General features: G+C 65.4%; 10 protein-coding genes and 3 pseudogenes. 5 read left to right on the forward strand and 8 right to left on the reverse strand.

Going from position 1 to position 11,697, the window contains the following annotated elements:
- Positions 1–148 precede the first annotated feature (148 nt).
- Entirely contained in the window at positions 149–1,201 is a 1,053-nt protein-coding gene (locus tag ACFY04_RS43045; RefSeq protein ID WP_389126479.1) for a ferritin-like protein, read from the reverse strand.
- 249 nt (positions 1,202–1,450) lie between these two features.
- On the opposite strand from ACFY04_RS43045, the pseudogene ACFY04_RS43050 reads away from it, so the two are divergent.
- The 4 genes and pseudogenes from ACFY04_RS43050 to ACFY04_RS43065 form a co-directional block, all read left to right on the forward strand.
- Positions 1,451–2,638: pseudogene (locus ACFY04_RS43050) on the forward strand (IS110 family transposase); the annotation flags it as partial.
- Between the two features lie 174 nt (positions 2,639–2,812).
- Positions 2,813–3,763, forward strand: a complete 951-nt coding sequence (locus ACFY04_RS43055) for a tyrosinase family protein (protein WP_389126490.1) — start codon at positions 2,813–2,815, stop codon at positions 3,761–3,763.
- Positions 3,764–3,774: 11 nt separating this feature from the next.
- Positions 3,775–4,098 (forward strand): hypothetical protein, encoded by a 324-nt coding sequence (locus ACFY04_RS43060; protein ID WP_389126480.1) that lies wholly within the window; start codon positions 3,775–3,777, stop codon positions 4,096–4,098.
- Between the two features lie 71 nt (positions 4,099–4,169).
- Positions 4,170–4,670: a hypothetical protein gene (locus ACFY04_RS43065; protein ID WP_389126481.1), complete on the forward strand. Its 501-nt coding sequence runs from the start codon at positions 4,170–4,172 to the stop codon at positions 4,668–4,670.
- Positions 4,671–4,945: 275 nt separating this feature from the next.
- Here ACFY04_RS43065 and ACFY04_RS43070 read toward each other — a convergent pair whose 3' ends face one another.
- The 7 genes and pseudogenes from ACFY04_RS43070 to ACFY04_RS43100 all read right to left on the reverse strand — a co-directional run.
- Entirely contained in the window at positions 4,946–5,992 is a 1,047-nt protein-coding gene (locus tag ACFY04_RS43070; RefSeq protein ID WP_389126483.1) for a glycoside hydrolase family 5 protein, read from the reverse strand.
- Between the two features lie 418 nt (positions 5,993–6,410).
- On the reverse strand, positions 6,411–6,935 hold the full coding sequence (locus ACFY04_RS43075) for a hypothetical protein (protein WP_389126492.1): 525 nt from the start codon (positions 6,933–6,935) through the stop codon (positions 6,411–6,413).
- 148 nt (positions 6,936–7,083) lie between these two features.
- Positions 7,084–7,665, reverse strand: a pseudogene (locus tag ACFY04_RS43080) (hypothetical protein); the annotation flags it as partial.
- 255 nt (positions 7,666–7,920) lie between these two features.
- Complete coding sequence (locus tag ACFY04_RS43085; protein ID WP_389126484.1) at positions 7,921–8,187, reverse strand: hypothetical protein; 267 nt, start codon at positions 8,185–8,187, stop codon at positions 7,921–7,923.
- Positions 8,188–8,445: 258 nt separating this feature from the next.
- Positions 8,446–8,661 (reverse strand): hypothetical protein, encoded by a 216-nt coding sequence (locus tag ACFY04_RS43090; protein WP_389126486.1) that lies wholly within the window; start codon positions 8,659–8,661, stop codon positions 8,446–8,448.
- Positions 8,662–8,787: 126 nt separating this feature from the next.
- Positions 8,788–10,485 (reverse strand): hypothetical protein, encoded by a 1,698-nt coding sequence (locus tag ACFY04_RS43095; RefSeq protein WP_389126488.1) that lies wholly within the window; start codon positions 10,483–10,485, stop codon positions 8,788–8,790.
- A 33-nt stretch (positions 10,486–10,518) separates the two neighbouring features.
- A pseudogene (locus tag ACFY04_RS43100) lies at positions 10,519–10,668 on the reverse strand (IS701 family transposase); the annotation flags it as partial.
- A gap of 149 nt (positions 10,669–10,817) precedes the next feature.
- Between ACFY04_RS43100 and ACFY04_RS43105 the strand changes: the two are divergent.
- Entirely contained in the window at positions 10,818–11,606 is a 789-nt protein-coding gene (locus ACFY04_RS43105; protein ID WP_024756398.1) for a class I SAM-dependent methyltransferase, read from the forward strand.
- Positions 11,607–11,697: the final 91 nt, after the last annotated feature.

The raw sequence follows: 11,697 nt of genomic DNA on the forward strand, positions 1-11,697 counted from the left end.
ATCCAGACGAAGGCCGTTTCCGCGTACGGCGGTTACCGAACCGAGTGATCAAGTACGAGGCACCGTTCGACCTCGGACGTTAAAGGTCAAGCTAGGAGCGGACGGCAGTCTGGGCCTTCGCAGAAGAGCGGTCAGAGAAAGCGACCTCTCACTCCTCGACGTACAGGAACTCCGGCCCGTAGGTCTTCCCGCTGCCGTCGGGCAGCTCCAGCTGAACGAGCTTCCGCGCCTCGGTGCGCATCCCGCGCATGTGGCCGATCGCCGGGAACAGCTCGTCCGAGTCACCCGTCCGCCAGGCTTCCTGCAGCGCCCGCAGCATTTCGCTGAAATGTGTGTTGAACGCTGCGAGCACCTGCTGAACCTCGGGCGTGGGCGCGTTCAGCCCGCCGTTGACCCAACCGCCATCGGGCACCCGCCCCATGGGGAAGGCCGGGGGCAGCGGGACATCGTCGCCCTTGAAGTCCCAGACGGCCGGATTCTCCGACACCTTGATCAGCTTCTTGCCGCGGAACATCTCCCGGAACACATAGAAGTGCGCCAGCTCGCCGGGCGTGCCGGGGAAGGGGTTCTCGGGTGAGGCGGAGGTGCCCTCGCCCTGCTCCTTGATGATCTCGATCGCGGCTCGCACCTTCTCGATGCTGTCGAGCGGAACGATCTTGTTGCCCTGGCCGTGGCCCTCAAGGGAGAAGTCGATCTGCCGGTCGCCGCTGATCAGGTGCTGGTGCGCCTCGAACGCCTCTTCGATCGCAGTATAGAAGGCTCCGATGGTGGCGAAGGTCCCGAACTGGGCGACCGGGTGATCCGGGCGCTCGATCTCGGAGAACATCTCGACCGAGTCCTTGGTCAGCCCCTCCAGGAAGACGATGAGTTCGGGCCGCACGCCCCCCGGCAGCGCGTGCTCGTACTTCGGCACCACCTTGGGATCGGCGAGGACCGGCGTCCCTCCGATGGTGGTGAGCATGTTGCACACCAGTCCCATATGGGTCATCTCATCGAAGATGATCTCCCGGATGTTCTTGGCAACCGCCGTGTTCGATTCCTTGATCGACCACAGGGCACTCGCGTACGGACCGATGGTCGCGATCTCCACCATGATCGCCTGCTGAAGGGAGTTCTTCAGCCACTCCTCATCGCGGTCCGCCGGGAGAACGCCCAGCAGCTCGACGATGGCGTTGCTCTCATACTCAAGGACCTGGGTCATGCCACACCTGCCTCATTTGTGTACAGACAGGATGAAACGCTATCCGTCCGGCAGGCCGGGCGAGCGAGGTGCGGGCGAGCCCCCGGACAGTTCACCCGATCGGGGCGGGCCGCCTCGAAGCCCGCGACCACGAACCCACCTTGCTCGCCCCCCGTTACCGTCTTCGTTGCCTCCGCAATGGGGCTACCGGCTCCCGGGCCCAATCGGGGCTGTGGGTGAGGCGGGCGAGAGCGCGACCGGAGGACGCATGTGATCCACACCGGCGACATCGACGCCTACCTCGGCCTGGACGTGGGCAAGGGTGAACACCACGCCACCGCCGTCACACCGGCGGGCAAAAGCGCGTTCGACAAACTCCTGCCCAACACCGAGCCCAAACTCCGTGAGCTCTTCGCGAAGTTGCGGGCCAAGCACGGAACCGTACTGGTCGTCGTCGACCAGCCGGCCTCGATCGGGGCCCTGCCCCTGGCAGTGGCCTGGGACATGGGCTGCCCGGTCGCCTACCTGCCCGGATTAACGAGGGGCAGATCGCCGATCTCTACCCCGGCGAGGCCAAGACTGACGCGAAGGACGCGTTCATCATCGCGGACGCCGCCCGCGCGATGCCCCACACGCTGCGGGCCACCGCTCTCGAAGACGAAACGATCGCCGAGCTGGAGATGATCGTCGGGTTCGACGACGACCTGACCGGCGAAGCCACCCGGGTCGCGAACCACCTCCACGGCCTGCTCACCCAGATCCATCCGTCCCTGGAACAAGTACCGCGGCCGCGGTTGCAGCACCCCGCCGTCCTGGCCCTGGTCGAACGATTCGGGTCACCGGCCCAGATCCGCAAAGCCGGCCGACGCCGGCTGGTCACGCTGCTGCGGCCGAAAGCACCGCAGATGGCCGAGCGCCTGATCGAAGACATCTTCACCGCCTGGACGAACAAACCGTGGAGTTGCCTGGCACCGAAAGCAGCCGCACTGATCGTCCCCAGCCTGGTCAGCTCCCTCGCCGCCGTCCGTGACCAGCGCAAACTCCTGGCTGGGCGCATCGAGGAATGGCTGGAGAGACCCACCCTCTTTCCAAAATCCTGATCTCGATGCCCGGAGTCGGCATCAGGACCGGAGTCAAAATCCTCATCGACGTCGTCGACGACGACAGAAGCTTCCCCCTCCGCCACCCACATCGCCGCCTACGCCGGACTCGCCCCGGCGACCCGCAACTCAGGTTCCGCGATCCGCAGCGAACCGGCGAGGGAACAAGCAGCTCGAACGGGCCTTCTTTCTCTCCACCTTCGCCGCCCTCGCCGACCCTGCCTCCAGGGCCTACTACGACAAGAAGATCAGCCAGGGCAAGCAGCACACCCGAGCCCTGCTCTGCCTCGCCCGCCGCAGGGCCGACGTCCACTTCGCCACGCTCCGCGACGGCACCTTCTACGAACCCCAACTACCCGAACAGCTTGACCAAACTCATAGGGCCACACCCCCCGACATCTCTAATTCGTTAGCAATTAGAGGTTCTGGATCTCTGATGGGCCCGGGCGTCACACGGACACGCCACAACTGTGACGCGCGCCACAGCGCTCCTGCTGATACGTATAGGGAGAGCCGAACCGAAGGTGGAGCGATGGTCAGAAGCCGACGGGACATCAACTCCCTGAGCCCGAGCGAGCTGAGCGACTACATCCATGCGATCGACATCCTGCGCGCACGCTCGACCGCCGATACGGACGACGTGAGCGGGTACGACTTCCAGGCTGCGCTCCACAACGACGGGTTCGTCGGCCCGTGCGAACACGGCAGCGACCTGTTCCTGCCGTGGCACCGGGCTCACCTGCACTACTTCGAGAAGCTGCTGCAGGCGGCGGACCCACCGAGAACGGCGAATGTCACCGTGCCGTACTGGGACTGGATCCACCCACAGGCGACGGGCAAGTTCCCGGCCGCGTTCGCGCAGCCCGGCCTGGACTCCAGTCGTAACGAGAACCTGTCGACGCCGCTGCCGGCGAACACCCTCGACATCGTGCTCCACGAGAGCAACCAGGCCGAGTTGGCCGGCTACGTGAAGGGCTCGCCGATCGGCAGCAAGGGCCGACTGGAGCGGGGCCCGCACGACTACATGCATCCCAACTTCATCGGCGGCCTGATGTCGAACCCGACCACGGCCGCGATGGACCCGATCTACTTCAGCTTCCACTGCTTCATCGACCTGCTCTGGGCCGAATGGCAGCGGCGCCACGCGATGCCCGCCCCCACCTCTCCGCAGAGCAAGCTGCGCGGCTTCCTGACGCAGCCCAAACACAAAATCGCGGACTTCGCCGACACGCTGGCGCTGGGCTACCGGTACGAGTACACCGATCAGCTCAACGCCGCGTTCGACGTACTCGCTCCGCCCGCCCCGCTCCCCCTCCCGCCTCCGATCCTGGAGACGGTCCCGCTCACTCTGGTGTCCGACGCCGGGCCCGTAACGGAGCTGCGCGAGAAGGGACAGGTGCAGTTCGGCGTCGCTGCGGCCGCGTCGCACGCGGCACAGGGCAGGTGCGTGGGCCTGCGCCTGGAGGGGGTGAAGATCCCCTGACGGGGAGCTATGTGCTACGGGCGTTCTTCCATCCGGTCGACATCCCATACCGGCGCGACGACGAGGAGTTCGTAAAGCGCTTCGACATCGGGTACCTGGCGATGTGGCAGGCCCACCCGCACGGCGCAGGCACCGGACACCCCGGACACGGCCACAGCCACCCCGGGACGGACACGCACGACCACAGCCACCCGGGACACGGAACGGAGCCGCACGACCACACGACCGTGGTCACCGCACGCTTCGACGTGACAACCGTGCTCGCCGCCACGGCCGAAGCCGAGGAGCACCTGCTGACGCTCCAGTACATGGCCTCCCCCCACGCCGCAGGGTGAGCCACAGCAGCCACCCGAGCTGATCGGGGAGATCACACTCAACAGCGTTCTGATGGAGGTGTACGGCTAGCATGCGCACTCCCGTGTTCGAGCTCCACATCCGTCCGATGTTCCGCGCCACCGACAAGGCCCACATGGGCTTCGCATTCGATCTGTGGGACTACAACGACGTCGTGGCGAATGCCGACGCCATCTTGGCGCGGCTGCAGAGCGATATGCCGCCCACAGCGACCGGCGGCCCATGGCCGGAGGAGTGGATCACGCTCTTCCAGCGCTGGAAGGACGGCGCCCGCAAGCGTCTGGACCTCGGCACGGCCGCCTTCGCCCTCCAGCAGGGCACCACGAAGACCACCATCACGGCGACCGGTACATTTCCGGCTGCCGGCGTCGTGGGCTGGCTGCAGCTGGAGAGCGAGACGGCCACCTCCAAGACCTACGTCCTGTACTTCGAAGCCCCGGACGCCCCCGCGGGCGGCACGCCCCAGGCCTTCACCCTGAAGGAGAGCTACCCTTCCACCGACACCCGGTCCGTCTTCGTCCATGACAGCGTCGGCACCCAGCAGCTTCACTGAGAGCGCCGCCCGAGCCTGCTGAGCGACCATGGATCACCGCTTGGACCCACCCCCGCTGATCATCATCACGAAAGCCGTTCCTGAGGTCAGTCAAAGGCACGATCGGACACTAAAGTGCCGAGGCGCGAGCATGGCCCGCTCGGCCGGTTCCGCCAAGTACCGGCACAGAGATAGAGATGGTTCGCCGCCTACGCCACCCGGGCGGGCCCGACCCGACAGAGAACCGCTGGTTCCCCCACTCCGGCCGTCCGTGCGGGGGTCGGCCGGGACGCCGTTCAGGCGTAGAGGTAGCCCCTCGGGACGGTGCCGCCATTGCCGCCGGTCCTACCTCCGCTGGTGCCCCCGCCGGCGTAGATGGTGGCCTCCTTTGCGGTGGCGGCGATGCCGTCGGTGCCTCTGAAGATGCGTCGACCCCAGCCGGTCAGGGAGTTGGCGTTGAAGTTGTCGACCATGTCCAGATAGCCGCCGGTGTTGCCGCTCCAGGACCAGCCCAAGTACCCCAGGCTGAGTCGCTCGGCGGTGGCCATCATCGCGTCCTCGTCAGGGTCGCCGTCGGTGTGCCAGTCCCCAAACTCACCTATCACGATCGGCAATCCGGCGCTGACGAAGAAGTCGAGGTAGTCCCGCACCGTAGCGGCGGCTTCGTAGACCCCGTACATGTGGATCGAGAAGATCGTGTTCCGGTTGGGGTCGTCGACGAAGACCGTGCGGGCGTCGTTGCGCATGGTACCCGACCAATCCTGGCCCCAGTTGGGAGCGTCGACCATGATGGCGTGGCGGAAGCCGGCGCCTCGCAGTTTCCGGATGGCGGCGCTGGTGTCGGAAGTCCAGCGCTCGTAATCCTTGTTGCCGTGCGGCTCGTTGCCGATGTTGATGACGACGTATTTCTCCTGGCCCTGCAGTGCGCTTTTGACCTTGATCCAGTAATCGGCGGCCTCGGAGAGCGTGGCGGCGCCGCTCACCTCGCCGTAACCGGTGGTGTCGTGCACCTCCAGCACGCAGATCAGCCGGTTTCGCTTGCACAGCCGGACGATGGTAGAGACCTCAGCGGCGCTGGTCATCGGCCAATGATGGCCGCTGGAGAGCACCACGCGGACGGTGTTGGCGTCCTTCGCTTTAATGTCGGCGAGGGAGCCTGTCCGGTCGGTATACCAAGCGTGAGGATGGTTGACGCCGCGCATCACAAAGTCGTTGCCGTTGGCCTCGACGACACGTCCGTTGCTGACGCGGATACCGGTGGCGGCCTCGTCGGCGGTTCCGGACGTGGACGCCAGCGACGTGGCCGCCTCCGTGGGCAGCAGATGGTTTGCTCGCTTCTGCATGTTCCCTCCTCAGATGTTGCGCTCTCGCCGTAGTCATGGCCGGTGCGCTCGGATGGACGGAGCCCGACCTAACTCCCGCGTAAGGCCAGTGAGCCGGGCTGACTGCTGCCGGAACTGGCGGGCGCGGCATCCGTTCACATGTGACAGGAATCATCGACTCGCTACGGGAAGGAGCGGGGGCGCGCTGATAACGGCCGGCCATGCCTGCCCGGCGATCAGGCTTGTGGCCCGCAGTGCACCGGTGATCGCAGTCGGGCTTTCGGTGAGTGCGAGGAGGCCGGCCTTGGCGCAGATCCTTCTTCCACGGCCAGTCCGGTTCCTATCCGAGCGACAGCCACGATCATGATCACGAGAGCGCCCAGGCCCATACGCGCAGAGTTGCTGAGCCTCCGGCGGACTGGTGGGTGTTCTTGTGTGATCACGGCACGGGGGTGTAGTCGCCGTCCTCGTCCATCTCGAAGCGGCCCGTGGTGTGTCCGTCGACAGCGGTGTGCTTGAGCCACTTGCGGGACAGGCGGTGCAGATGCGCGGCTGCTGGCTCCTCCCACTGGAGCTGGTGGCCGGAGCAGGCAACCTTGAACATCAGCTCCCGCGTGCCCGGAATGGCCTTGTAGAGGTCCGGGACCGATAGGAACGGGACAGTTCCCGGTGTGCTGTTCACCGTTTTGTCGTGCTCCCGATACACGATGAGCACTGGCACCTTGTCTCCGAGGATGTTCTTCACTTTCACGCCGGTCTTGTTCCAGCCCCACCAGAAGGCGTTCCGGAAGCGGAGCACTCCCTGGGGTACTCCGTACTTCTTGGCGCCCCAGTTGCTGCCGAACGTGTCGCTGTCCGTGATCGCGTCCCAGACGGTGTCGACGATGCCGTCCTCCCGCTGCTCCGGGCAGCCCAGCTCCCTGTTCCAGGCTCTCTCGAAGCCCTCCCTGCTGGTGAGATTCATGGGGAAGCCCCACCTGGGGTCCGTGCTGGCCGACAGGGGCAGTGGGAAGGGGGGCCCAGTCGGTGCCCGGGGCGCTCTCCTGGTAGTTGGGGCCGAACACCGGCGCGAGTAGGAACCGGCTGCTCACGTTTCCCGAGTGCTCGATGGCATACGGACCGAGCGCGAGGGCGGCCGCGGACCAGCCCATGAGCGCGGCCTTCGAAACGCCGTGCCGCTTCTTGATGTACTTGACGACTGTGTCCACCTCGGACCAGTCGCTGCGCGAATCGCCGAGTTGACTGTCGTGGACGGGGGTACAGACCGACGCCAGCGGGTTCCCGCCGAGGAGCACCTGCTGCTGGGCCTGAGATGTGTTGCAGGGCTGCTGCATCACATCCGGCCGGGACGAGCGGCCGTTTCCCTGAAGGTCCATGGCGAACACATCGAAGCCCGCCCTGGCCAGCGACAGCATCCAGTTGTACTTCCCCGTGCCGAGATCGGCGCTGGGCAGTACCAGGATGCTGCGGCCGTGCAGCATGAGCACGGCCGTCCGGTCGCCGCCCGGTCGGGTGCCGTCGCGCTCCCGCACGAAGAGGTTCACGGTCTGGCCACTATTGATAGGGAGCTTGGAGATGCGGGGTACCGCGTGGTCGGTGGTGGTGATGGCCATGTTTCGGCGTCCGTTCTTTCGGGTCGCGGCGCCCGGGACCTGGACAGCTATCGGAGTGGCTACTCCGAGCCGGGAAGGCATGTCCGTCAGTAGTCACTGCGGTTTGCAGTTCTGGGGGTCCTGTGCCGTCACCATCTATTTCAATTTCAGGCATCGGGACTCGGGGCTCTGCCATGTGCTGATGATGTGCAGTCCTATTTAGGGGATGACTCCGCTGCATACGTTGTCGCAGCAGTCATAGCGCCCCGTTTTTAGCTCAAGGCGAGATCCATTGCGTCTATGAGGTCGGCCATCGCCACGACAACGATCAAATCGGGACGGCGCACCGAACATCTATCACTGCATCACACCCAACATGTGGACGCAAATGGAGTAAACGTGGTTGATCGGTCGAAAATTAGCGCATAAACAAGTGAAAATGGAACTACTGAGGTTTTCGTTAGCCGCGACATCCTCGACCAGTGGACCGACGGCCCGCCCGACCCGCTGCGCTGGCTGTTCGTTGCCCGAGGGCAGTTCAGCACCGCCCTCGGCACCCTTCTCGGCCAGGCGGTCTACAAGCCATGGCATCCCGCCGACCAGATCGCCTTCGAAGGCATGCACATGCCCACCAGCAGCGAACAGCGCGAGGCCGACACCCTCATCCTGCTGCTCGCCAAGGGCGCCATTGACTATCTCAACGTAAAGGCCCTCCGCCGCCTACCCGGCGTAACCGACTCCAAAGCGACGAGCATCAACTGCCTCGAAGCCTGGGCGACCTCCACCGGCGGATACAGCGAGACCCTGATCCGCCCCCTGCGTCTCCTCCAAGGTCTCCGCTCCACCGATACCAGAAGTACTGGGACGTGGTGTTGTGCCGGATCAGATTGCCGTCGTGAAAGACGAGGTGTCGCAGGCGGCCGCGTTCGGATCGGCCGGTTCCAGGATGGTGATGCTGTTGTTGGGATCGACCCAGTGCATCTCCAGCAGTTGCACCAGGTCCCGGTAGGCGAGCTTGGTCCGGTGCAGCATCACGGGCACCTTGGCGAGCACTTCGATCCAGGTACCGGTCACGTTCTGGGTTGGATCCGTCGGCATGTCCGGGTGGGGAATGGAGTTGCCGGTCTCGGCAAGCCCCCAGTACTCCCATGGCTGACGGCCGGACAGTGTGCCGCTGCGCAGAGCAGCGCTTCCAGACGCGGTTTCCCGAACGGTCCCCCTGTGCTATTGCTCTGGTGGGGTCGGTGTGGCGCTGTCGGCCGCGGTGATCATTCCGATCTTGCCGCCGCCTGCCTCGGTGAACCAGAAATTTCCATCGGGACCGGCTGCGATCCCGGACGGGTGACTCCCCGGGGTGGGGAGGGAGAATTCGGTGATGGCTCCCGCCGAGGTGATCCACCCGACCCGGTTGCCCATGGCCTCGGTGAACCACACGTTGCCGTCGGGCCTGGCCAGAATGCTGCTTGTCCTGCGGTTCGATGTGGGGAGGGGGAATTCGGTCACGGCCCCCGCGGGGGTGATCCGCCCGACCCGGTTACTGTTGTATTCGGTGAACCACAGGTTTCCATCGGGTCTGACCGTGATACAGGTCGGCTGCCGGTTCGGGATGGCGAGGGGAAATTCGGTGACGCTTCCCGTCGGGGTGATCCGCCCGATCCGGTTTCCGATGGGCTCGGTGAACCACAGGTTCCCGTCAGGACCCGCCACAATGAAGTAGGGGAAGTTGTTCGGGTTGGGGAGAGGGAATTCGGTGATGTCTCCTGTCGGCGTGATCAGTCCGATCCTGCTCGTCCAGTACTCAGTGAACCAGAGATTCCCGCCAGGGCCTGACGTGATCCCGAACGGGTGACTCCCCGGGGTGGGAAGGGGATATTCGGTGACGGTTCCCGCCGGGGTGATCCGCCCGATCCTGTCACCCATGTACTCGGTGAACCAGAGATTCCCGTCAGGGCCTGACGTGATCCCGAACGGGTAGTTGTTCACTGCGGGGCGAGGGTATTCGGTGACGGTCCCCGCCGAGGTGATCCGTCCGATCCTGCCGCCCCAGTACTGGGTGAACCAGAGGTTCCCGTCGGGGCCCACCGCGATGCCGTGTGGCCCGCTTTCCGGGTTGGGTAGGGGGAACTCGGTGACGGTCCCTGACGGGGTGATGCGCCCGATCCGGTTACCGCCGAACTCGGTGAACCAGAGATTGCCGTCGGAGCCGACCGCAATGAAGGAAGCCCCGCTGCCCGGAGTGGGCAGGGAGAACTCGATGACGACCCCATCCGGGGTGACCTGTCCGATCCCGTCACCGTCGAACTCGGTGAACCACAGATTGCCATCGGGACCTGCCGCGATGAAGCCTGGCCTGCGGTTCGGTGCGGTGAGGGGGATTTCCGTGACCACCCCATCCGGGGTGATCCGCCCGATCCGGCCATCCTCGTATTCGGTGAACCACAGGTTGCCATCGGGCCCTGCTGCGATCCCGTACGGCCCGCTTCCCGGGTTGGGCAGGGGGAATTCGGTGACGGCCCCCGCCGGAGTCAACCGCCCGATCCGGTTGCCCTCGTATTCGGTGAACCACACGTTCCCGTCAGGCCCGGCGATGATTGCCGATGGCCAGCTGTCCGGGCGGGGCAGAAGGTGTTCGGTGACGGCCCCCGCGGGGGTGATCCGCCCGATCCGGTTGCCGTCGTACTCGCTGAACCACAGGTTCCCATCGGGACCTGCCGTGATGAAGGTAGGCCCGCGGTCCGGGGTGGGCAAGTGGTATTCATTGAAGACCCCGTCCGGGGTGATGCGTCCGATCTTTGCGCTGTCGTACTCGGTGAACCAGAGGTTCCCATCGGGACCGGCCGTGATGGCGTTCGAGTTGGGGAAGCCGGCCGGGCTGGGTAGGGGGAATTCGGTGATGACGCGAGCGGCGACCTGGACCGACATGGCGGCTAGTACTCCAGCCGTAGATCGTGATCTTCATGGCTGGGCGGCTGCTTGCCGTCGGTAGTGGCAGTCGCGGGCGCGGGCCTGGTGTCGGCGTCGCCAGTGTGACCAGCGGAGTCGGTGCGCGAGGTCGTGGGCCCGGCTGGTCAGGGTGGTGAACAGGCGTTGGATCTCGGTGCAGGTCGGTATGGACCGAGGCCGGCCTGTGGCGTCGGCTGCACCGGGCGGTGCTGGACGAACTCGGGAACGAACGGCTCGTTGGATCTCGAAGGATGTGAGGGCCGTCGGGAGCGGCCCGGAACTGAACTGGTGCAGCACACGTCTCCCGCACCATGATCTCAAGTGAGCGCCAAGAGCACGCGATCTCCACCAAGCTGGTCTCGCCGTCCGCAGTGAGTGCGGAACCGTCGAAGACCAACGACTACAACAGCTTCGCCGAGGCGTACGCGGCCGCAAACGAAACCAACCTGGTCAATGCCTACTACGAGCGGCCCGCGATGCTGGCCCTCGCTGGAGACGTGGCCGGCCGACGGATTCTCGACGCCGGCTGCGGCTCGGGGGCCCTGTTTGCCGCGCTGCGCGACCGTGGCGCCGTTGTGAGTGGCTTCGACACGAGTGCCGGGATGCTGGAGCTGGCTCGGCGGCGGCTCGGCGACGGTGCGGACCTGCAGGTGGCGGACCTGGGCAGCCCGCTTCCTTACGCTGATGACACATTCGACGATGTAACGGCGTCCCTGGTGCTGCACTATCTGGAGGACTGGGGGCCGGCGCTGGCCGAGCTGCGACGCGTACTCAGGCCCGGCGGTCGGCTGATCGCATCTGTCGACCATCCCTTTGCCATCAACCTCATACACCGCGAGGCCGGTCGCGAGGCCGAGCACAACTACTTCGACACCACCAAATGGACCGTGGAGTGGACCATTGGCGGCCATACCGCCCTGGTGAGCAGGTGGAACAGGCCGCTGCACGCGATGATCGAGGCTTTCATCGGGGCCGGTTTCCGGATTACGGTCATCAGCGAGCCGGAGCCTGATCCCGCCGCCCGCGAGATGTTCCCCGAGGCCATCGCGGCCAAGCCGCGCTTCCTGTGCTTCCTGTTCTTCGTCCTGCAGGCCGACTAGGGCCTGTGTGATGTTGTGATCAGTCGGCGGCTTTCAGGAGGTCGTCGATCCAGATCATTGCGGCGCGGAGGTGGAGGCCGGCGAGGTAGCT

The sequence above is a fragment of the Streptomyces sp. NPDC001549 genome, from assembly GCF_042894025.1.
Classification (GTDB): Bacteria; Actinomycetota; Actinomycetes; order Streptomycetales; family Streptomycetaceae; genus Streptomyces; species Streptomyces kutzneri.

Coding starts and splice junctions, on each gene's coding strand:
- ACFY04_RS43065 (WP_389126481.1), top strand. CDS start 4,170: ATGCGCACTCCCGTGTTCGAGCTCCACATCCGTCCGATGTTCCGCGCC.
- ACFY04_RS43075 (WP_389126492.1), bottom strand. CDS start 6,935: ATGAATCTCACCAGCAGGGAGGGCTTCGAGAGAGCCTGGAACAGGGAG.
- ACFY04_RS43045 (WP_389126479.1), bottom strand. CDS start 1,201: ATGACCCAGGTCCTTGAGTATGAGAGCAACGCCATCGTCGAGCTGCTG.
- ACFY04_RS43090 (WP_389126486.1), bottom strand. CDS start 8,661: ATGCCGACGGATCCAACCCAGAACGTGACCGGTACCTGGATCGAAGTG.
- ACFY04_RS43105 (WP_024756398.1), top strand. CDS start 10,818: ATGATCTCAAGTGAGCGCCAAGAGCACGCGATCTCCACCAAGCTGGTC.
- ACFY04_RS43070 (WP_389126483.1), bottom strand. CDS start 5,992: ATGCAGAAGCGAGCAAACCATCTGCTGCCCACGGAGGCGGCCACGTCG.
- ACFY04_RS43095 (WP_389126488.1), bottom strand. CDS start 10,485: ATGTCGGTCCAGGTCGCCGCTCGCGTCATCACCGAATTCCCCCTACCC.
- ACFY04_RS43055 (WP_389126490.1), top strand. CDS start 2,813: ATGGTCAGAAGCCGACGGGACATCAACTCCCTGAGCCCGAGCGAGCTG.